This is a genomic window from Methylosinus sp. Ce-a6 (assembly GCF_009811655.1).
Taxonomy (GTDB): Bacteria; Pseudomonadota; Alphaproteobacteria; order Rhizobiales; family Beijerinckiaceae; genus Methylosinus.
Window position 1 is genome coordinate 136,234 of sequence record NZ_BGJX01000003.1, and the last position, 22,134, is coordinate 158,367.

Genomic DNA, 22,134 nt, shown 5'->3' on the forward strand with positions numbered 1-22,134 from the left:
GCTATTCGTGACATCTACGTAAACTAATATTACATTTTTGTCTCCGAAATGAGAACAATCGATTTGCGACTTCGTGGGCGGGGCCTGAAACCTTTCGAGGCTCGAAGAGCGCGCTACGCAGCGGACGCGGTTCGCTCGTCCTCGACCGGTCGTCGGCGGTGGTCCTGAGCGAGCAGCGAATAGATCGTCGGCAGCACGAGCAGAGTGAATAGCGTGCCGAACAGCATGCCGACCACCACCACAATTCCGATGGCGAAGCGGCTTGCGCCGCCGGCTCCAGCGGAGAACAGCAGTGGAAAAAGTCCTGCGACCATTGCGGCAGTCGTCATCAGAATCGGGCGCAGCCGGATGCGCGCCGCTTCGACGACTGCGGCGGGGCGGTCGAGACCCTCGCGCCGCTGCAACTCGTTCGCAAAGGCGGTCATCAATATGCCGTGCTTGGAGATGAGGCCGACGAGCGTGATGAGACCGATCTGCGTGAAAATGTTCAGCGTCGCATAGCCGAGCCAAAGCGGCAGCAGCGCGCCGAATACGGAGAGGGGCACGCTGACGAGGATAACGAGCGGATCGCGAAAGCTCTCGAACTGCGCCGCCAGCACGAGAAAAATCACTGCCAGCGCGAGGCCGAAGGCGATAGTGAGCCGATCGCCCTCGGTGACATATTGCCGGGACTCTCCGAGCCACGCGGTCGCGAGACCCTCGGGCAGGTCGCTCGTTTGCCGCCGCAAGAACGTCACAGCCTGTCCCATGGTCACCCCCGGGGCCAGGACGGCGGAAATCGTCGCCGCGTTCATCTGATCGTACTGTCCGAGCTGGTTTGGCTCGGCGCGTTCAGACGCCTCGACGATCGTGTCGAGCGGGAGCAGCGCGCCGGACGTCGATCGCACATGGAAACGGCCCAAGCCCGCCGCATCGGCGCGGAAGCGGCGTTCGACCTGCGGGATCACATCATAGGACCGTCCGCGAAACTCGAAACGGTTGACGTATTTTTCTCCGACGAGAGTGGCCAGTGTGGTGGCGATGTCCTCCATCGTCAAACCGAGGTCGTTCGCCCTGGAGCGGTCGATCGTCAATGTCGAGCCCGGCTTGTTCCACGACAAGTCGGTGTCGACCACCGCGAACAGGCCGCTCGCTCGCGCCGTTTCGGCGATATGCCCGCTCACTTCATACAAGCGATCGAACTCGCTCGGCCCGAACAGCACCATCTGCACTGGTAGGCCGGGCGTTGTCGGTAGAGCGGGCAGCAGAAAGGCGAATACGCTCAGGCCAGGATTTTGCGCTCCATCGGCTTGCAGCTCCGCCATGATTGTCGCCGCGCTGCGTTCGCGTTTGCTCCAGGTCGCGAGGTTCACGCCCGCAAAAACGCCGTGCGGACCGGGTTCAGTCTGGCTCGAGCCGCTCAACACCCAGGTCGTGTCCGTTTCCGGCAGTCGTCGGAACGCCGCTTCGAGCCGGGAGGCGTAGCGCTCGGTGTAGTCGAGATTGGCGTAGCGGGGACCCTTGGCGACCTCCATCACCGTGCCCTGATCCTCGCTCGGTGCGAATTCGCGCTTGACACCGAGATAGAGCGTGACCGCGCCCGCGATCGCCGCGACGCAGACGGCGATCATCAATGGCCGCACGCGGAGCGTCGCTTTCAGCAGCGCGGCGTAAGCGTCTGCGAGGCGCACGAATCCACGCTCGATGGCCGCCGTGATCCGGCCTTGGGATCTCTGCGGCGGTAGGAGCAACGAGCTCATCATGGGCGACACGCAGAGCGCGACCAGGCCCGAGACGACGACCGCCCCGGCCAAAGTGAAGGCGAATTCGCGAAACAGCGATCCGGTCAATCCCTGCATCAGTCCGATCGGAGCGTAGACCGCGGCGAGCGTGATCGTCATCGCGATCACCGGGCCGACGACTTCGCGCGCGCCCAGCAGCGACGCTTCGAAAGGTCTGGCCCCGTGTTCGATATGCCGATGAATGTTTTCGACGACGACGATGGCGTCGTCGACGACGAGGCCGATCGCCAGCACCATGGCCAGCAGCGTCAGGAGATTGAGGCTGAAGCCTGCCGCCAGCATCAGCGTCGCGGCGCCGACCAGAGACAAGGGAATTGTGACGATAGGAATGAGCACCGCTCGTCCGGAGCCGAGGGAGAGAAAGATCACGATGACGACGATGATCGCGGCTTCCACCAGCGTGTGTTCGACTTCGTGCAGCGCGGCCACGACGAAGCGACCCACATCGAACACGTTCTGGATATCCATGCCGACGGGCTTCGAGCGTTCGAGCTGCGGCAGCAGGGCCGTGACGTCGCGAACGATTTCGAGCGGATTCGCTGCGGGCGCGCCGTTGACGGCGATAACCACGGCGGGCCGGCCGTTGATGAGCGCGGATTGTTCGTAGTTCTGTTCGCCGACGTCGATGATGGCGACGTCCTCGAGACGCACCAGTCCGCCGGCGCCGGTCTTGATCACCAATTGCCGGAACGCTTCGGGATCCTGCGTGTCCGTATTGGCCGCGACTGTGACGGCGGTGAGCGGTCCTTTGATTTGGCCCGCCGCGATCTGCACATTGTTTCGCGACAGGGCCCGGGAGACTTCGGCGGCGGTGATGTCGTGTCCGGCGAGCTTGTCGGGGTCGAGCCAGATGCGCATCGCCAGATTGCGACCGCCCATGATCTGGGCCGAGGCCACGCCGTTGATCGATGCGAGCAGCGGTTGGGCCGCGCGCACGGCGTAGTCGGTCATGATCGGCGCCGGAAGCGTCTCGCTCATCAGCGCGATATACATCACCGCCGTGGGATCGTCGGTTATCTTGTCGATGACCGGATCGAAAGCCTCTCGCGGCAGCAGATATTTCACCTGCTGCACCTTGGCCATGATCTCGGCCAGAGAGCGATCGGGATTCGCCTCGAGCTTGAGACGGGCCTTGATCAGACTCTTTCCTTCGGTCGAGATCGACGTCATATATTCGATCCCGTCGGCGGTCGAGATCGACTGCGCGAGGGGCGTCGTCACGAAGCCTTGCATCAGCCGCTGCGAGGCGCCGGGATAATTGGTCTCGACCGTGATCGCCGCGCTCTGCAGCTTGGGATATTGCCGGATCGGCAGAGAGAGCAGCGACCATACGCCTGCAAGCAGGATGAGGAGGCTGACGACCATCGCGAGAACCGGCCTTCTGACGAAGATGTCGGTGAAAACCACGGCGCCCTCATTCTAATGCAGAGATTTGGTTCTAGAGCATGTTCCCGAAAAGTGCGAAGCGGCTTTCGGAAAAGAACATGCGAATTCGAATAACTTTAGAGCGCATTCGGACATGATTTGTCCGAATGCGCTCTAATGCAGAGATTTGGAATTCGGAAGTTTGGCCGCGAGCGATGCGCCGTCCGGTTGTCGCGGCGAAACAGGCTTGACCCTCAGGCTGGGCGATAACCGTAATTGGCCGCTGGTTACGACGACATCGCCGTGCGTGAGGCCGGAGAGGATCGCGACCCGACTGTCCACTCGCCGCCCGGTCTCGACGACCACCTGTTCCACGCGTCCCTCGCCGTCGGCGCCGATGTCGCGCACGACGAAAGCCGTCTTGGTCGATGCATTCGCCAATACGGCGGTCTCCGGCACGGTGACGATTTCCTTCTCCGGCTCGAAGCTCAGCGTCGCGGTCACATACATGCCCGGCCGTAAATTCTGTTCGTGATTGGCGATCCTCGCTCGGAGAGCGACATTGCGCGTGCTCCGGTCGACCTGCGGCTCGACTGTCTCTAGCTTCGCCGTGAAGCGCCGCTCCGCGACAGCGTCCGCGGCGACCTCCACCGTTTGTCCGACGACGAGGTCGTTGAGATAGCGTTGCGGCACGGCGAAATCGACGAAGAGCTCATTCAGATCGGTCAGCGTCGCGATGGCGTCGCCCGGATTCAAATACTGTCCGAGATCGATATTCCGCACGCCGAGAATGCCGGAGAACGGCGCGCGAACGGTCCGTTGCGCAATTGCCGCTTCGCTCGCGGCGACCATGGCGCTCGCGCGGTCGAAAGCGGCCTGACGACTCTCGACCTCGGCCTGCGAGGACGCGTTATGCCGACTCAACTCCGTCGCCCGGCGCAATTGCAGTCGGGCGAGAGTCTCCTCGGCGCGAGCTTGCGCGAGCTCCGCCTGCTGCGGCTTGCTGTAGAGGTCGATTACTGGCGCATCGGCGGCGATCCGGGCGCCACCATGAAAATGGATCGCGATGACGCGTCCTCCGACCTCCGGCGTCAATGTCACTTGGCGAACCGCACGTAGGGAGCCGACGGCCGTGACGCCGCGCGGCAGCGGGTCGGCCGACGCCTCGGCGGTTTCCACGATGATGACGGAAGAGGATGAGGCAAGAGCGCTTTTCTGCAGCGACGCGGGCGCCTTACCGCCGACATAAACAGCCGCCGTCGCCGCGAGCGCGAGACTTGCCGCCGGGAACGATCCCGATCGTAATCGTAACCATCCCCGCATGACGCTCGAGCCTCTAGCCGCAAGATGTCGCCTTCCAATCGCTTCAGGAGACCAGCTTCGTCGCGATTTGGGCGACGAGGCGGCCCTGGAAGCGCGCGCCGGCGAGCTCGTTCTCCGTCGGCTGGCGTTTGCCGTCCCCGCCGGTGATCGTGGTGGCGCCATAAGGACTGCCGCCCGACACCTGGTCCGTCGTCAATTGCCCCTGGAAGCTATACGGCAGGCCGACGACGACCATGCCCAGATGCAAAAGATTGGTGACGATCGAGAACAGTGTCGTTTCCTGGCCGCCATGCTGGCTCGCGGTCGAGGTGAAGGCCGAACCCACTTTCCCATTGAGCGCGCCGCGGGCCCACAGGCCGCCGGTCCGGTCGAGAAAGCTCGCCATTTGCGCGCCGATGCGGCCATAGCGCGTTCCGCAGCCGATGATGATCGCATCGAACAGCTCGAGCTCCTCCACCGTGGCGATCTCGGCTTTTTGGTCGATCTTGTATCCAGATTCGCGAGCGACGGATTCCGAAACCGTCTCGGGCGCCCGTCTCAAAGTGGCTTCCGCCCCATAGTCGCGAGCGCCCGCCGCGATGGCTTCCGCCAATTGCTCGATATGGCCGTAGGCCGAATAATAGAGAACGAGAACCTTCGGCATGACGCCTCCAAAGCCAAAAGCCATGCGCCACTTCTAGCGCCGCATGCGCTTGTCAGAAAGTCGATCGGATGGCACATTTCGTTCCAAATTTGGAACGAGGATCATGCAGAACCTCAACGATCTCTATTATTTTGCGAAGGTCGCGGAGCATGGCGGATTTTCCGCGGCCGCACGCATTCTCGGCTTGCCGAAATCCACGCTCAGTCGCCGCATCAGCGCCCTGGAGGAGCAACTCGGGGTGCGATTGATTCAGCGTTCGGGAGGCCGTTTCGCGTTGACCGAGGTCGGCCACAGATACGTTCGCCATTGCGCCGGGATGATCGCCGAGGCGGAGGCCGCGAGGCAGGTCGTGGAGGAAACGCGTATCGAGCCATGCGGTCTGCTGCGGGTGAGTTGTCCGATCGCTTTGGCGCAGAGTCGCGTTTCGGGAATCATCTCGCGTTTCTTGCTGGCGTACCCGCGCGTGGTGGTGCAATTGATCGCGACCAATCGGCCGGTCGACCTCATCGAAGAGGCGATCGACGTCGCGCTCCGAGTGCGCTTTCCGCCACTCGAAGATTCCGCGCTGGTCATGCGAACATTGGCCAAGAGCGCGCAGGTCATCGTGGCGCGGCCCGCGTTGCTGGAGCGCTCGGGACGGCCGATCGCGCCGCAGGATCTGGCGCGTTTCGACAGCATGGATCTGACGCGAGCGACTGGGAGGCATGGCTGGGAGCTGACCGACTCCGAGGGGCGCTCCGTCTCGGTCCCGTTCATGCCCCGCTTCGTCACCGACGATTTGGTCACTCTGCGTCGCGCCGCGATGGACGGAGTCGGGATCGTGCAATTGCCCGAATATCTCGTGCGGGACCATCTCGAGCAGGGGCTCCTGGAGCCGGCGCTGCCGAGCTGGACGCCGCGGACGGGAATTATTCATGCGGTTTTTCCCTCGCGTCGCGGGCTCGCCAAGACGGTTCGCGAATTCGTCGATTTTCTCGTCGAGGAACTAGAGACCGACTCGTCCGACAGCGGCCTCCGATGAGGTCCCGGCGACATCGCATTCAAGCTAGTCGACCTCCGCCCGCATCGGCTCGATGCGACATCGCCCCTTCGACCGACCGCTCGCATCCAATGGATCGCGCGACGTCGGCTTCGATCCGCCCGCGTCGTCACCCTTCGAGGAGCTCGCGGTCTGCGGGAACGCGCGTCGAATTTCGCCTTTCGTCGAACACCAGGCGGACATTCGTAGGGATCAAAGTAAAGGCGAACCGTTCGCCCACCGGCGGACCGCCCGCCGCGGGGACGATATTGAAATTGCGCGCCACCATAGACATCACGGTGCGGATCTCGAGGAGTGCGAGGCTCCGTCCCGGACACAGCCGCGGCCCTGCGCCGAACGGCGCCATGACATCTTCGAAATGCGCGGTATGCCGATCCTTCGCGAGCCAGCGGTCGGGATCGAACTCCAGGGCCGGCGTCCCGTCACCGTCGAGCAGGGTGGGCACGCGAGTGAGCAAGAACACTGGCGTTCCCGCAGGCACCGCGACGCCGTCCATGACGACGTCCGCGCAGGCCCCCATGGGCCAGACCGACGCCACCGGCTTCAGACGCAGCGCCTCGTTGATCACCGCGTCGTGATACTGGAGACGACCCGCCAAATCGATATCGGCGATGATCTCGCGGTCGCCGAGCACGGCGTCCGCCTCCTGCCGCAGGCGAGAAAAAACGTCTGGTCTCCGGCTGAGGAAATGGAGGATCCACACCATGGTGTTCGCCGTGGTGTCTTCGCCCGCGATGAGCAAGGAGAAAACATTTCCGAAAATGTCTTTGTCGCTGATCGCGCCCTGCTCGTCCTGGAGCCGCAGCATCGCCTCGATCACATTGGCGGGCTCCCGATTGTCGCCGTCGCGCTGCAATCGCTCGCGGCTGATCTCGATGATCTCATCGATCGCGACCTTGAGCTCCTTCAGCGCCTTGTCGAGCTCGCGATCCCGTTTCAGCTTGAAGTATCGCCAATATGGAAAGGCCGAATTCACGCGGCGGCTGATCATCGGGAACACATGCTCGAGCTTGTTCTGAATGATGTCGCCTTCCTTCTCGAGTGTGTTCATGTCGTAATTGAACGACAGGTTCGACGTGATGTCGACCGTGTAGCGCATCAAATCGGCCTGCACGTCGACGGTCGCGCCGCTCGCGGCGGCGCGGCTCCATCGACGCAGGAGCCGACCGGTGATCTCTTGCATCTTGGGAAAAAAAATCCGGATCTGCTTGGCGTTCAACGCTTGCGCGACGATTCGGCGCTGCCGTCGCCAAGTCTCGCCCTCGACGGAGAATAGCCCTTGCGCGCCGAGCTCCTCGAACACCGCTTCGATGGTGTCGATCCGGCGGAAATTATGCGGCCGCTCACGCAACACCATGCCGATCAGATGCGGCCGGGCGACGGCGATCGCCAGCTTGTTCATGATTCTGAACTTGAAAAACGAGCCGAATTGCTCCTGCCAATTCTCCATCGTCACATGCAGCTGCTCGAGATCGAGCTGATGAGCATTGCCGATGAACGGCAGCGGCGTCGGACCGGGGAGGTCCTCTATGGCTCTGGAGGCGCCGGCGGGCGCGCCTTGCTCTTCGGAGCTGGTCGCGGCCGCGGCGGATCGTTCGAGCCGCAGCTCGCGGACGGCGTTCACATCGACGAGAACCTCGTCGCCGTCGATTCGAATCGGGATCGCGCGCAGACATCGGTTCGGATCGTGTCGGAGCTGTCCGCTGCGCTTGTCGAAGGCCCAGCCATGCGCGCGGCACACGAGCCTGCCGTCACTGATTGCGCCTTCGTGAAGCATGGCGCCCTGATGCGGGCATCGGCTTTCGAACAGCGCGACATCGTTCGCCGAACGAATGAGGACGAGGTCGAAGCCGTCGACCTCGATGTGCGTCGGCGCGTCGTTCGAAAGCGCGGCGAGATTGGCAATGGTCTCGAACATGACTTTTCCTTTCAGGCAAAGGTTTGCGGAGGCCGCGTCGTTGCGGGCGCCGACCATGTCGATCAAGGCCCGATCGACATCTCGCCGGCGGATGACGTCAGAGCGATGCCGCGGAACGCGGCGACGCCGTTGCGGCGCTGGAACGGACTGAGCGCGATGATCCAAACGCCGACGATCTTGCCCGGATGCTCCGCGCCGACGGCCTGGCGGTAGTCTTCGAGGATGGGCCGACCGTCGGACACCCAGCGCCCGAGATCCTCGCCGCCTGTTCGTACGACGATGTGAGTCTCCCGCTTCTCCCAACCCGGAATGGGACAGCGGAAAGAGGTTCCGAGCGGCAGTGACGAGCTCCAAAAATAGGTCAGGTCCTGCCCATTCTCGAACTCCACGGCAATCGACATGTAGTCGTGCGTCACCAGCGAGTTCTCCGGCGCCGGCGAGGGCAGCTTCCGCATCACCCATTTCCAGATCAGCCGCGTCGAGTCGTCGAGCGCGACGTCGACCGGATATTTGATGATGCCGGAGTCCGCCGTGCAATTGCACAGGAGCGCCGTCCCGCCATCGTCGTCGATCGCTTCGCAGAAGATGTCGGTCCGCCCCACGCGCCAAAGATGATCCCATCCATCGGGCAGCGGACGCGACGCTTCGATGCGCGCGAGCTCCGCGCCGGCGAGAGCGGTTTCGTCGACGTCGACGAGCCGTCGAAGCCCTTCCGTCGCGTCATTCCGCCAGACGATCGCGCCGACGGTCAGCGCGCCCTCCATCGGCATGGGCGGCACGTCGGGATCGAGCACGCCGGTGTCGTCCAGCCAATGGCCGGCGAGTCGGCAGGCCAATCGCAGGGGACCCGAACGGTCTGCGCGAAATGTCGTCGTGCGGCCGGCCGACTTGGCGATCTTGCCGTCGTCGATCTTGTGCCAGAGAGCGGCGTTGCCGCGGACCTGTATATCGTATTCGCGCGAGATCCAGATGACGCCTTCCGAGAGCAGGCTGACCTCTTCGCCTTTCTCGAGCAGGATGCCAGTTTCGATCCAGTTGGGCTTTTCAGCGTCGAGCTTCAAGACGACGCTGGAGCGGATCGCGCCGTCGGCCTTCGCCAGACTGTGGCTCAGCGCCTGTCCCAACCCCTCGTGATCGACCTCTGAAATTTGCTGTTGTGTCGTCGTATCCATTTCGCATTTCCTTCCTCGAGGGATCTGATAACGCATCGACGCTCGGCCGAACGATTTCGTCGGCCTTGCGGAAAACCGTCGAAGGATCGTGGACGGGAGCGAAATGGCCGCCGTCGACCATGGTCAGCGACTGCTCGCCGTCGAACAGTCGACCCCAACCGAGAAGGGACTCGAATCCGACCGCCGAGTCACGCAGAGCGCCGATGACATGCAGCGGCATCGTGAGCGGCGGGCGAGGCCGATAAACGTATCCTCTGAGCAGATCGAAGTCGGCGCGCAGGATTTTCGAGAACATCGACATGTAGTCGTCGTTTTCGAGGATCGCATCGGGCGTGCCCTCGAGCTCCTCGAGATAGTCCCTCGTCTCGCGCGCGCCCGCGCCGGGCAAACCATCGCCCTGGGCGCGTTCGTCGGGCGATCGGTGCGCGACGGCGATCATGCCGATCGGCGCCGGAGCGCCTCGCTCGCGGAGCGTCATGGCCGTTTCGTAGGCGAGCAGGGCGCCCAGGCTGTGGCCGACGAATATCCAAGGGCGCCGCGCCATGCGGCCGAGGCTCTCGGCGAGCTCTGCGACGACCGCTTCGACCGAGGTCGCATGCGCCTCGCCGAAGCGCCGCGCGCGACCGGGAAGCTCCGCCGCCAGAAGGTCGTAACGCCCCTGCAGCGCCCGCCGCCAAGGCAGGAAGCTCTGGGCGCTTCCGCCGGCCGCATGGAAGCAGGCGAGGCACGGTCGCTCTGGAGCGCGCTCGTCCAGAACGACCCAGGACGGAGTCGGAGACGACATCACGCGATCGCCTCGGCGCCTTCCAGGCTTTTCAACGCGCCGCCGGCGTAGAGTTGTCGCATCAGGCCGCGCTGGACCTTGCCGCTGGTGGTCTTGCACATCGCCGTGGGCGGCACGAACAGGAGCTGATGCAGAGTGACGCCGTGATCGGCCGCGACCGCCCGGCGGACCGCGTTTTCGATGTCTGGACCGCTCTCTGCGAGATTTCGCTTCAGCGCGCGGTTGAGCTCGACGACCGCGACGATCAGCTGCTCGTCGCCCTGCTGCGCGTTGAACGCCGCGCAGGAAATGGCGTTCGAATCGCCGGCCGCCGACAGCGCCTCGACGATCGAATATTCGATGTCCTCCGGATGAAGATTGCGCCCTTCGGAGATGATCAGGTCTTTGATGCGGCCGCAGACATAGATCTGACGATCGTCGGGATGGATGAAACCGAGATCGCCGGTGCGCAAATAGAATTTGGTCGCGTTGTCCGCGAGCTTTCCGTGGAAGACGCGTTCCGTCTCGTCGGGATTCTCCCAATAGCCGAGGCCGACGGTCGGACTGTTGATCCAGATTTCGCCGACCTCGCCGTCGGGCAGGCGCCGCCGCGTTTCCGCATCGACGATGATCGCCTCGACCTCCCAGGACGGCTCGCCGCAGCCGACGAGTCGCCGGCCCTGCGCCTGCGAGGAGGGGGAGCGCACCCGGCCGTACAACTCGAGGCTTTCCACGTCGACGATCGCATAGCGCGGCTTGCGCCCGACGGGCCCGGCCGACAGGAACAGCACCGCCTCGGCCATGCCGTAGCAGACCAGGAAGGTTTCCGGCTTGAACCCGTGCGGCTCGAAGCGCTCGACGAAGCGGTCGAGCGTCGTCGCCCTGACGATGTCCGAGCCGTTGAGCGCCAGTCGCCAGTTCGAGAGGTCGACGCCCGCCAGCTTGGCGGCCGAATAGCGTTCTGACGCGATGTCGAACGCGAAGTTCGGGCCGCCCGCGACTTCCGCTCGATATTTGGATATCGTCTGGATCCAGAGCATCGGCTGCCGAACGAAGGTGTTCGGCGTCATCAGGACGGTGTGATTGCCGATGACGATCGGCAGCAGGACGCTGCAGATCAGACCCATGTCATGATGGTGCGGCTGCCAGAAGACCATGGTGGAGTCTTCGTTCAATCGCAGAGTGTCGCGGATCATGCGGCAATTCGTCGTCATGTTGTCGAATGTGATCATCACCCCCTTGGGATTGGAGGTGGAGCCGGAGGTGTATTGCAGATAGGCGACGGCATTCATGTCCGCGACCGAACGCGAAAAGGGCAGATCGTCCGCCGCTTCGTCGAGCGGCAGCGTATCGGTCACGATCCAGTGGAGGTCGGACGCCGTAGTGTCTTCGAAGCTCTTCTTGAATTCGGCGATCTGATCCGAAGGGGCCAGCGCGACCGTGGCGCCGCAATCCTCGATGATGCCGACGGACCGACCGACGCGTCGTCGGACCGGCAAATTCACCGGCACCGCGATGCATCGCGCCATCAGGCAGCCGACGAAAGCGGCGACGAAGTCGAGCCCCGGCGGATAGAACAAGATGACGCGGGAGCCGGGCGGATGCGACGCCGAAAGCTCCGCAGCCACCGCGCGGCACCGCAACCAAAGACCTCTGTAAGTCAAATGCCCGGCTTCCTCGCCATCGTCGTCGAGAAAGGTGAACAACAGCTGGTCCGGCGTGAGCCATGTCCTGATCGCCAGAACATCTTGCACCGGCAGCGAACCTGCGGCAGAGAAAATCTCGAAGTCGGTCATCTCTGATTTAGCAAACATGACGGTCTCCCGATGGCCTGGTCGTATTCGACCCTCGTCCCGGCGTAACTGATGTTTGATCAATGCTGCGGGCAACCGACTACTTCTGCAGAAGATCGAGCAACGCGCTCGAAAGGCGCGATATCGTCGGATGCGCGAATATGAGCTTCGGATCTATTCGGATATCGAGCCGGTCCTCCAACAGCCCCACCAATTTCAGGCCCGACTTCGAGCTCATGCCGAAGGCGCCGAGGGACATGTCGCAATCGATTTCGGATGAGGAGATGTGCAACTCGCGCTCGATATAGGTGACGATATACTCTTCGATTGCCTCGACGGTTTGCAGACTCACGATCATGCTCCTTCCGTGGGGTGCGTTTCTTCTACGGACGGCGGCAGCAGCATCTCGGCGATGCGCGCGGCTGACAGGCCATGGCCATCGGCCCGCGCGACGATCCAGCGACGCAAGCTGTCGAAGGCGGGATCGCAGGGGATCAGTCGGCGGAAGACGCCGGCCGCCGTGCGGCGCAAAGCCTTGCGGGCCTCGCGCTCTCGTGAGCCATGCCCGTCGGCGGTCCTGGCGAAAGGCGCGACTGCGCCTCGCATCGTCTCCGTGTCCGGAGATCGCAGATAGAGGTTCTGCAGGTTGAGGACCTCTTCGATGGCTCCGGGGTCGTCGATCCAGGCCGTGGAGCGCGTTGCGAGCTCCGGCAGCCACCAGTCCGGTAGCCCCGCCACTGCGCCGACGCGCGGGTCGCGGATCGCGGCGCGCATCTCCGAGTCCAATCGCGCCTCGTCGGCGAGCAGCATCGCCGAACCGGTCGTCACAAAGTCGCAGCCGGCCTCGAAGGCCGCCGCGATTCCGCCGGACGAAGCCGGATCGGCGACGACGCCGATCAGGGTCTTCCCCGCCGGCCCGCCGTCGCGCCGCGCCGCCTCTCGACGAGAAAGGGCGTGTCGGAGCGCGTCTTCGGGCTCGCTTTCCCGTGAACGCCAGACGCCGGTATCGACGCACAGGGCCGCCGCAAAGGGGTCGCCGTCTCCCGCCTCGACATCGAGGAAGGCGTCGACCGCGCTCGCTCGCGTCACTCTGACGAACAGACGCCGAAGGCCGCGTTCTGGCGCTGGCGAGCGATAGCGGAGCGCCGCTTCCGAAGGTCGCTCATACCCCCGGAGCTCGACATTTCGCACGCCCAATCGGACGAACAAGTCCACGCGGCGCCGCTCGTCCTCGGCGTCGAGGGAAGGCGTCAGTGACGCTCCGACGCGAGCGACGATCGTTGGATACGAGACGAGGCTGCTCAGATCGGCTTCGAGACGGTCGAGCGGCGCGTCCTCCGTGTCGATGAAGGCCAAAACGCCTGCTCGTCCGAGGGAGCGCGTGAGCTCGAGACCGGAGATGCCGCGGCCGAGGGAAACCGAGACCAGCCGGCGGCCGAGAATGTCGCGGATATCTCCATGTGCTTCCTCGACCTGCCTCGCGACCGGAGGCGGCGAGGAAATCGCCGACCGGATCTCGTTCGCCATTCTGGAGAGCGCTCCGGTTGACGGCAGCTCCACGAATTCGGTCGCGCCCTCGCGCAGCAGCGTGGCGATGCAATCGCTCCATCGCACGGGGCTAGCGATATGGCGCGGCAAGACTTCGCGCAGGTCCTCGCCGGCGTGGAGCCGGCCGGTGAGGTTCAGAGCGACCGGGATCTTCGGGGGCGCCATGGCGAAGCTCGTCACAAAACGTCCGAACTCCTCGCTGGCCTCTCGCATCGCGCTGGTATGGAAGGCGCCGCTGACGTTCAGCCGGACGGCGCGACGTCCCGATTCGGCGCAGAGCCGCTCGAGCCGGGCCAGCAGCGGGCTCGGACCGCCCACGACGGTCTGCCGCGGCGTGTTGAAATTCGCCGGCTCGAGGCCGGCGAGATCCGGTCTGGCGAGCATCTCGCCGACCTCGTCCGGGGAGATTCCGAGGATCGCCGTCAGCCCGCCGCCGTCGGCGCGCCCCATCAGCTCGGCGCGGCGCTGGACGAGGCGCAGCCCGATCTCGAAATCGAAGACGCCGGCCGCTGTCAGAGCGGCGTATTCTCCCACGCTGTGACCCGCGAGCAGGGCCGGAGCGCCGTGGGTCCGTTCGAATTCGAGATAGGCGAGCGTCGAAACGACATATATCGCGGGTTGAGTGAACGCCGTGCGCGACAGCTCGCTCCTCGGATCCTCGAGGCACAACTCCTCCACGCTATAGCCCAGCGTCCGGTCGGCAAGCGCGACGAGCGCGGGGAAGCGTCCGAAGAGGTCGCGCCCCATGCCGGGTCGCTGCGCCCCCTGGCCGGAAAAGACCACGGCTTTCATGAGGCGCTCCTGACGACGGCCGCCGCGGCTACCGATCGGGACGGAAGAGCGAAGCGACGGGTTGCGACGGTTGCGATCGTCAAGACGGGCTCGTCGCGGTCGCTGAACGCGGCGAGCGCGACGATGTCCTCGTCACGCCGAACCATAGAGAGGCGAGTCACAGTCCGCGCCGCGGCGGGATCGAAGCGCAATGACTCGACGCGCCAGACGCATCTGAACGCGTCGGCCGACAGAGCCGGGTCCAGCAGCCAACATGCGCCGAGCGCGGAGGTCGCCGTCAGAGCGGCCCAGAACGCGGCGTCCCTGTCGTCCTCGCGCGACAGGCGGAGGCGGAAGTCGAGAGCGTCGGTCGAGATCGCAACGCTCTCGACGCATCGAAAGCGCGGAGCGACCGTCAGCCCCGCCGAGTCCAAGAGGCCGTAGAACGCGCCGCCCAAAATCGAGCCGATCGGCTCCGACGGCGGAGCGCGCTCGGGCTCGGGCGGCGTCGCCGCGAGGCGCGCGTTCAGAATCGCGCGCGGCCGCTCCCCGGAAGCGACGCATTGGAGCACGGATCCGTCGCTCGTGGTCGGGTCGATGGTCGGATCGCCGTCGAGATCGGAAGGACGCGCTAATCTGGCCTCGGCGATCGCCACAGCGCCCTTCTGCGCGGCGAGATGGACGATCAGGGCCGGCAACGCCGTCAGCGACGACGGCGGCCATCGCTCCGAGCCTGTCCAACAGCTTTCCCAAGCGTCGTGAAGCGAGGAGGCCGAACGGACGCGGCTCCGCCGCGCTTGCGCGTCGGCCGCGGCGACTTCGGCCGCCGCGCGGTTCTCGCTTTCGCCGGCGGCGCTTCGCGCGCTCCGACGCCAGATGCGCCGCAGCTCGAACGGATAGGCCGGCAGCGGCGTCTTCCTCGGCGGCGGCAGGTCCGGATAAAGGGCGTCCCAGGCCATGTCCGGCGCCCTGGTCCGCGCCCAATAAGAGGCCCAATGCAGCAGAGCGGCTTCGTCCAGCGCATCTCGCGCCGCTACGGGTCGCTCGCCCTTCTCGCCGAAGCGGTGGATCGACGCGCGCAGCCAAGGCCCCTCCGACGACGGCGCCGCCGCGAAGCGCGAGAGCCGCTCGATCAGCGTCTCTAGGTCGGGCGCGATCAGCGCCAGGCGCTCCTTCATCGCGTCGCGGCCGAGCATGAGCGTCCGCGCGATCCCGGCGAGATCGATGACGTCGATGTCGGCGTCGGGAGCCGCGACGCCGCAGAGAAGCCGCGTCCGATCGTCTTCGGCGATGGGCGAGGCGAGCCGCTCGCAAACAGCCGCGCCGATCTCGTCCAGGGTGACGCAGTCCCGGATGTCCGAAATGCCGATCGCGACGCCCAACCGGCGCGAAAGAACGCCAAGCGCTTCGACGAGGCCGCCCGGCGTCACGCCATGCGACGCGAGCTCCGAAAACCGCGTCGACTCGGGAAGCCCCAACGCCTCGCCCAAGAGCTCGACGACCCGCGCCTGCGTGGGCGCGCCGACGATTCTGCGCAGAAGCCCGAGCAATTGGCGCACGCGCGCCGTCAGAGCGGCTTCGTCCTTCCCCGACAGAACGAACAGGAAAGGCCGACTCGCTGCAGAGGAGGCGGCCTCGCTGGCGCGGCTGCGCTTCTCCGCGCGAAACTCGCGGAGCGCGACATGGGCGTTGACGCCGCCGAAGCCGAAGGAGCTCACGCCCGCTGTCAGCGGCTCGTCGTCGCGGCGTTCGAGTGTGATAGGCCGATCCGCCACCGCGAAAGGCGTGTTCTCGAGCTCGACTTGCGGATTGAGCCGCCGATAGTGCAGATTCGCCGGTAGATGTCGTCGCTGTAAGGCCATGACGGCCTTGAAGAGCGAGGCGATGCCGGCGGCGGCCTCCAAATGGCCGATCTGGCTCTTGAGGCTCGCGAGATAGATCGGAGCGCGGCTTTCTCCGCGGGCCGCCGGCTCCAGCGCGAGCGCGGCCTTCAAGCCGTCGATCTCGACCGGATCGCCGAGCGTCGTGCCCGTCCCATGCATCTCGAGGAAGGCGGCGTCGCCGAGCGGGCGCCCGGCCTTGCGCCAGGCTGCCGCGATCGCCTCCGCCTGAGCGACAGGGTTCGGCGCCGTGAAGCTGTGCGCGCGGCCGCCATGGTTCTCGGCGACGCCTTCGACCACCGCGTAGATATAGTCGCCACTGGCGATCGCCTCCTCGAGCGGGCGGATCACGATCGCCGCGACGCCTTCGCCGCGCACATATCCGTCCGCCTCGGCGTCCAATGTGCGGCAACGACCTGTCGGGCTCAGCATCTCCGCCTTGGAGAAGGCGACATAGAGTTCCGGGCCGAGCAGCAGATTGACCCCGCCGACGATCGCGAGCTCACATTCGCCCTCGCGCAAGGAGACGACGGCGCGGTGGAGCGCGACCAACGAGCTCGAGCAGGCGGTGTCGACGACATTGCTGGGACCGCGGAAGTCGAAGAGATAGGAGACGCGATTGGCGATCGCGGTCAACGCCATGCCGGTTCCGCGGTAGGCGTCTATGGCCGTCTCGCTGTCGCGCAAGAGCGCCGGATGATCGGCGTTGCCGACGCCGACGAAGACGCCGACCTTGCGCCCTTCGAGGCTGCGCGGCGCGATTCCGGCGTCCTCCAGCGCATTGTGCGCGGATTGGAGAAACAGTCTCTGCTGTGGATCCATGCTCTCCGCTTCTTTCGGCAGCACGCCGAAGAAGCCGTGATCGAAACAATCGACATGATCCGCGAACCCGCCCCAGCGGGAGTAGGACTTGGCGCCGTCGGCGGATCGATCGCCGTGGATCGCGCGCCAGTCCCATCGCTCCGCCGGAACCTCGCGCACGACGTCTCGGCCGGACGAAAGATTCTGCCAGAAGGCGGCCGCGTCGACGGCGCCGGGGAAGCGACCATGCATGCCCACGATCGCGATCGCCGCCCCCCGGTTCATCGTCTTGTGTTCGGCGGTCGTCGCCGTCGCGGCCGCCATCAGTGGACCCTCTCCTCGACGAAGGAGGCGCGCGCCGGCGCGTTGGACGCGACCCGAGCGCGTTTGCGGCCGCGCCGCATCTCTTCGCTCAGCTCGTGCATGTAGGTCGGCCCGTGCAAATAATATTGATTGCGCAGCGTCGGCACATATTCGCGGTCGATGCGGCGGCGTTCGGCGGCGATGTCGTCGAGCTGCTGCTCGGCGCTCGGCAATGCGTATTCGCCCGCGAAATATTGCGCCGCCAGTTGCCCTTGGCGCTCCATAATGTCGAGAAAGCCCCAAGTGATGGCCTGGAACAGGCCGATGAAAACCATGTTGTCGATGTGCGGGTGGAAGATGCGCTTGTAGAGCTGGATCTTGTTGTCGGAGGCGTCGAACGTCTCCTTGTCCAGGAATGGAAAGGTCGTCCTGTAGCCGGTCGCGTAGATGATGGAGTCGATCTCCACCTTCTCGCCGTTCTTGAACTGGACGGTCGTTCCCTCGACACGCTCGACGCCGCCGACGACCTCGAGCTTTCCGTCGCCGATTCGATTGGCGAGATTTTCGGACATCGTCGGCAGGCAGGACATCATCCAATGGTCTGGACGAGGCATGCCGAGATTGCGATGCCTCGCGATGAACAGCTTGTAGGTCCAAGTCAGGAGCATCTCGTGAAGCGGGTAGGGCAAGATTTTCTTGACCCACCAAGCGTTGAGCGGGCCGAGCGCTTTGTCGATGCGCATTCCGAACAGGTAATGCGGGAGGACATAGACTCCTCGCCTCACGGAGAGATAAGTCATCGCGGCGTCGTGGCTGACGTCGACGGCGATCTGCGCGCCGCTGTTGCCGATGCCGACGACCATCACGCGCTTGTCGCGATATTCGTGACGACTGCGATAGAATTTCGAATGAGAGGCAGAGCCAGCGAAGCGGCTCACGTCGAATTCGGGAATGACCGGCTGATTGTGGTGGCCATTGGCGACGGCGAGCGCGTCGAATCGGCGCGTGACGCCGTCCTCGAGCGTGACGTCCCATTTGCCGTCCTTCGCGCGTTCGGCGCGTAGCACGCGACAATCGAGATGGATGTTCTTGCGCAGATCGTTTTTGTCGACGTAGCTTTCGAGATAGTCCTTCACCTGCTGGCGCGAAGGATAATCTGGATAGTCCGCCGGCATCGGCATGTCGGCGAACTGATAGAGCCCCTTGGGCGTGTTCATGTTCAGATTCGCCCAGGTGGACGTGTGCTTTCCTTCCGAGTCGTACGCCCAGATTCCGCCGAGCTGATCGCGCGCCTCATAGCACTCGAACGGGATGTCCTTGTCCTTGAGCGCCTTCGCCATCGAAATGCCGGCGACGCCTGCGCCGATGATGCAGACGCTCGGGCCGCTCGAAGGCCGCGGACCGGCCTTCTCGACAATGGCGTCCGCGCCAGATGAGCCGTCGGCCGCGACGAGCCCGCCGATGAATTTCGCCGTCTTCATATCGCCTCGCGTTTCGCAATAGGCCGCGCATGAGCGCAGAACGCCGGCGATCCCGGCGCTCAACGCTTTGTCGAGACCTTTGATGATCCGGTCGATCTCGCTTCGGCTGATCGTGAGCGGCGGAGCGAGCCGAATGCAGTTGTTGTGCAGCGGACAGACGACGAGCGCGACGCCGTCCTCATGATCTCTCATGAGATGTCCCCACAACAGATAGCCGAAGCTCTGTTGTATGAAAGCGGGTTGGCCGACGAGATCGAGCTCGATCGTCAGCAGCAGGCCTTCGCCGCGAACGTCGCGAATGATGGGGCGCCGAGCGCGCAGCGCCTGCAGCGCCTCTTTGAAATAGGCGCCTCGATCACGCGCCGCGCCCATCAGATCGCGGGCCAGGACGTCCCGCAGCGCGTGGACCGCGAGATGAGCGGAGAGCTGGCAGACATGCGTCCGGCGCTCCTCGAACCATGCGAATCGCGCGGCTTCGACGCGCTCCGAAACCTCTCGGCTCGCGAGCACCGCGCCCATCGGCAACAATCCGTCCGTCACCGCCGTGCCGAGCACGACGATATCGGGTTGCCGAATGAGTTCGGAGCTGTGGAGCGCGCGGCCCGTCCAAAGGCCCGTCTGGGTCTCGTCCACCGCAATCAGATAGCCGCCTCGCGCCTTCAGACGTTCGACGGTTTCGACGAGATGGACGGGGAGCGGCCTCGTCGCGTTTCCCTCCACCTGGATCGTCTCCAGCCAGACGAGAGCCACCTCGCCGCTCGAGAGCTGCGCCTCCAGCCGGGCCGGAGCGTCCGGCGCGCGCGGATCGATGAAGGAGATATGCGGATAGAGAGGTTGGAACGGCGCGCGGAAACTGTCGAACAAGACGTCGTGGGCGACTGCCCCGCTCGCCAGCGAAAAAGCCGCGCCGCCGCTGAAGGCGACGATCTTGACGCGTCCGCGCGCCGCGGCGAGGCCGAGCGCGAGGGCCTCGTCGAGCGCTGCGACATGGCTCGCCGTCTGCGACACTGCTTCGAGGCCGGTCAGCTCCTTCAGCACCGAGCGAAGCTCTTCCCAATAGTCTCGGCGCGGGTCGTGCGCGCGGGCGACTCCGACGACGTCGAGCGGGTTGAGTCCACGCGGGCAGGCGCCGACGTTCGATAGGCAATCGACGATCTCGCGCGTCGGACCGCCCTCGGCGGGCTCCACGCGCGAGAGCGCGCCGCGACCCTCGTAGAAGCGCGCGTCGAAGCCGTGCATTCGCGCGACGCGCGCGTAGCCGTGGTTGCCGTATTCGAGATGCGCTCGGTAGTTCGCTTCGGGATCATGCGCGATGCGTCGAAGCTCCCGCGCCTGTTCTCGCGTTTGGGGGATGCATTCGAGCAGATGCTCGGCGATCACCCGCGCCGCGAAGCCGAGATTGGCCATCGGATGTCGGACATAGCCCTCGTTCGGCGTCATCGCCCATGGATTGCCGAGATTCGCCCGCACGACCATGGCGCCGGACGGAACTCTGGAGCCGCTGATCGCCCCGCCCAGCACGACGATGTCGCAGACGGCCCGCGCGCGGAAGGAGAGGAAGTCAGAAGGCGAGAGGTGGGGCGCGTCGAGCTCCACGAGCACGGCGGTCGCTGCGGCCGAACGCGCGAGCTCGACGAAACGTCGCAGATCGTCGGGCGTGTCGGTCGGCGTCACGACAAAGATCAATGCGACGACGGACAAAGCGCCGCTCTTCAGCCGCGCTTCGGCGGCCGTCACGGTCGCGACGGCTTCGACGCCGGGAACCAGCGCATCTGACGCGCCCCGGCCCAACGGGTCGAACCGACGCGCCCAGCCGACGGTCGGATCGATCAACAGCGCGGCGCCGTCCGCGGCGTCCGATCGGTTGCGCGCGAGATGGCGCGCAAACCGGATTGCGGCGTCGAGGGCCTCCGCCTGGGAGGTGAGGAAATAGGATCGAAACGCTTCGGGAGCGTCCTTCACGGAGTTGAGACCGATATCGATCAGCCGCGCGGCTTGCGCGACGGCGGGCGACAGCATGATCGTGTGCCCCTGCTCGCCGGAGCGGATATAGTCTTCGAGCAGTTGCAGCGTCTCGTCCGAGGCCGGCGCGTAGATCGAAGATTCTCGTCGGCCGGCCGATCGATCGAGCTGCTTCGCCCAAAAATCCAGGATCGCCCGATTGAACTCGACATGGTGAGTGAAGCCGACAAGATGCCCGGCGTTCTGGAACTGAAGCGATTTCGCATTCGGCAAGCGGGAGAGTGTCTGCGCCGCATGTGCGGTCGTCATATAGCGGTCGTCGGTCGCCGACACGACGAGCGTCGGCAGGTCGAGCTCTGCGAGCTTGTCCCGAAAATCGAAGCCGGCGACCGCTCGCCCATAAGTCGGCAGCGCCGACATCGGCCAGCCCCTATTGACCTCCATGAAGCGGGAGCTCTTCTGAAGCTCCTTCATCAGCGTCTGGAAGTTGTCGACGTCGTCCGACGACGAGGCGCTGACGCAGATCGCGAGACTCGAGCATCTGTGCTTGTGCCGAAGGGCGAAAGCCTGCGCGAGGACGCCGCCGAACGAATAGCCGAGCACGGGAAGTCCGCCCGCGACGCCGATCGCGTCGAGGACCGCCGCGACGTCATCGGCCAAGCTCTCGAGCGTCACGTCGTCGTAGAGCGTCGCGCCGCCGCTGCCGGGCATATGGAACATGATCAGCCGATGCTCGGCGCCCCATGTTTCGAGCTGCAGCCGCCACATCACGCTGTAATGCATGACGAGGCCGCCGAGCAGCAGGACCGGCGGCCCTTCGCCATAGGTCGCGCATTCGATGCGCCCCCCGCCTGGACGATCGAAACTGTGGATCTGCGCGGCCTCGACGAAGCGTTGGCATCGACGCAACTCTTCGGCGGAAGGTTCGCTGGACTTCGACTCGGCGAGCGCGATCACACGGGCGCTCGGCTGTTCCGACCACGCGACGGCGGCGGGGGGAGCGCCGCGACTTTCCTGTTCTCGGACCTCGGCCCAGAGCGACTCGATCGACGCCGCTCCCTCGGACGCCGCGGAAATCTGTTCGGCTCGGGCGGCGAGCCGAGACGGGGCGGGCGTCACGAGATGGATCTGGCGAGCGGAATATATTTTCGTCAGCTCGGTTAGATGGTTCTTTATCAGGTAATCCGTGAACGCATCGAGATTTTGGAATTCGAAAAAGATCGTCGGAGGCAGCGAGATCTCATACCTCTCTGTAAAAAGCGCCGCGAGCTCGGTAGAAGCGATCGAATCCAAGCCGTAGTCCATCCAAGACCTGTCTGGCGAGAGATCCTGCATCTGCAGCTTGAGGATGGAGACGAGCAACTGCCCCAGATCCTGAATGACGCGCGCCTTGAGAGTCACGTCCTCCTGCGCGGATCCGCCGGCGGCGTCGATGCGGTCGAGAAGCGCCAGCGCCTCTTCGGCGGTCAGCGTCTCCTCGCTCGAGGCCGACCAAATTCCCGAAACGCGATTATCGAGATGAGTCATGTCAATGATTCCTTCGCCTCAGTAGGCTCATCAATCGATGAACTCCAGAAATGCGCCTTTCTCG

Annotated in this window: 11 protein-coding genes and 1 pseudogene; 1 reads left to right on the plus strand and 11 read right to left on the minus strand. The window is 64.8% G+C overall.

Annotated elements, in window-relative coordinates; genetic code table 11:
* Positions 1-113: 113 nt before the first annotated feature.
* From Mspo_RS03350 to wrbA, 3 genes are all read right to left on the minus strand, one after another.
* Complete coding sequence (locus Mspo_RS03350; protein WP_159726819.1) at positions 114-3,188, minus strand: efflux RND transporter permease subunit; 3,075 nt, start codon at positions 3,186-3,188, stop codon at positions 114-116.
* Between the two features lie 132 nt (positions 3,189-3,320).
* Positions 3,321-4,631 (minus strand): efflux RND transporter periplasmic adaptor subunit, encoded by a 1,311-nt coding sequence (locus Mspo_RS03355; protein WP_306344929.1) that lies wholly within the window; start codon positions 4,629-4,631, stop codon positions 3,321-3,323.
* Complete coding sequence (gene wrbA / locus Mspo_RS03360) at positions 4,513-5,112, minus strand: NAD(P)H:quinone oxidoreductase (RefSeq protein ID WP_159726823.1); 600 nt, start codon at positions 5,110-5,112, stop codon at positions 4,513-4,515. Before wrbA ends, Mspo_RS03355 begins: the two co-directional genes overlap by 119 nt.
* 103 nt (positions 5,113-5,215) lie before the next feature.
* Between wrbA and Mspo_RS03365 the strand changes: the two genes are divergently transcribed.
* Positions 5,216-6,133 (plus strand): LysR substrate-binding domain-containing protein, encoded by a 918-nt coding sequence (locus Mspo_RS03365; RefSeq protein WP_159726825.1) that lies wholly within the window; start codon positions 5,216-5,218, stop codon positions 6,131-6,133.
* Between the two features lie 127 nt (positions 6,134-6,260).
* Here the strand turns inward: Mspo_RS03365 and Mspo_RS03370 are convergent, their stop codons facing one another.
* The 8 genes and pseudogenes from Mspo_RS03370 to Mspo_RS03405 form a co-directional block, all read right to left on the minus strand.
* Positions 6,261-8,069 (minus strand): cytochrome P450, encoded by a 1,809-nt coding sequence (locus tag Mspo_RS03370; RefSeq protein ID WP_159726827.1) that lies wholly within the window; start codon positions 8,067-8,069, stop codon positions 6,261-6,263.
* Between the two features lie 62 nt (positions 8,070-8,131).
* Positions 8,132-9,241 (minus strand): DUF3047 domain-containing protein, encoded by a 1,110-nt coding sequence (locus tag Mspo_RS19805; RefSeq protein ID WP_244613090.1) that lies wholly within the window; start codon positions 9,239-9,241, stop codon positions 8,132-8,134.
* Positions 9,242-9,317: 76 nt separating this feature from the next.
* Positions 9,318-10,025: pseudogene (locus tag Mspo_RS03380) on the minus strand (thioesterase II family protein); the annotation flags it as partial.
* A complete protein-coding gene (locus Mspo_RS03385; protein WP_159726831.1) occupies positions 10,025-11,818 on the minus strand; it encodes a fatty acyl-AMP ligase in 1,794 nt (597 codons plus the stop codon). The pseudogene Mspo_RS03380 and the gene Mspo_RS03385, both read right to left, overlap by 1 nt.
* A gap of 79 nt (positions 11,819-11,897) precedes the next feature.
* Positions 11,898-12,149, minus strand: a complete 252-nt coding sequence (locus Mspo_RS03390) for an acyl carrier protein (RefSeq protein ID WP_244613092.1) — start codon at positions 12,147-12,149, stop codon at positions 11,898-11,900.
* 2 nt (positions 12,150-12,151) lie between these two features.
* The gene (locus tag Mspo_RS03395; RefSeq protein ID WP_159726835.1) at positions 12,152-14,137 is read right to left on the minus strand and encodes an acyltransferase domain-containing protein; all 1,986 of its coding nucleotides are present in this window, start codon (positions 14,135-14,137) and stop codon (positions 12,152-12,154) included.
* A complete protein-coding gene (locus Mspo_RS03400) occupies positions 14,134-17,121 on the minus strand; it encodes a beta-ketoacyl synthase N-terminal-like domain-containing protein (RefSeq protein ID WP_244613094.1) in 2,988 nt (995 codons plus the stop codon). Before Mspo_RS03400 ends, Mspo_RS03395 begins: the two co-directional genes overlap by 4 nt.
* Complete coding sequence (locus tag Mspo_RS03405; protein WP_159726837.1) at positions 17,121-22,070, minus strand: aminotransferase class III-fold pyridoxal phosphate-dependent enzyme; 4,950 nt, start codon at positions 22,068-22,070, stop codon at positions 17,121-17,123. Before Mspo_RS03405 ends, Mspo_RS03400 begins: the two co-directional genes overlap by 1 nt.
* Positions 22,071-22,134 lie beyond the last annotated feature (64 nt).

What these genes read in the sequence shown, in the direction of transcription:
- Mspo_RS03355 (WP_306344929.1), bottom strand. Translation starts at nt 4,631, where the DNA reads ATGGCGCCACCACGATCACCGGCGGGGACGGCAAACGCCAGCCGACGG.
- wrbA (WP_159726823.1), bottom strand. Translation starts at nt 5,112, where the DNA reads ATGCCGAAGGTTCTCGTTCTCTATTATTCGGCCTACGGCCATATCGAG.
- Mspo_RS03365 (WP_159726825.1), top strand. Translation starts at nt 5,216, where the DNA reads ATGCAGAACCTCAACGATCTCTATTATTTTGCGAAGGTCGCGGAGCAT.
- Mspo_RS03370 (WP_159726827.1), bottom strand. Translation starts at nt 8,069, where the DNA reads ATGTTCGAGACCATTGCCAATCTCGCCGCGCTTTCGAACGACGCGCCG.
- Mspo_RS19805 (WP_244613090.1), bottom strand. Translation starts at nt 9,241, where the DNA reads ATGGATACGACGACACAACAGCAAATTTCAGAGGTCGATCACGAGGGG.
- Mspo_RS03385 (WP_159726831.1), bottom strand. Translation starts at nt 11,818, where the DNA reads ATGTTTGCTAAATCAGAGATGACCGACTTCGAGATTTTCTCTGCCGCA.
- Mspo_RS03395 (WP_159726835.1), bottom strand. Translation starts at nt 14,137, where the DNA reads ATGAAAGCCGTGGTCTTTTCCGGCCAGGGGGCGCAGCGACCCGGCATG.
- Mspo_RS03400 (WP_244613094.1), bottom strand. Translation starts at nt 17,121, where the DNA reads ATGGCGGCCGCGACGGCGACGACCGCCGAACACAAGACGATGAACCGG.
- Mspo_RS03405 (WP_159726837.1), bottom strand. Translation starts at nt 22,070, where the DNA reads ATGACTCATCTCGATAATCGCGTTTCGGGAATTTGGTCGGCCTCGAGC.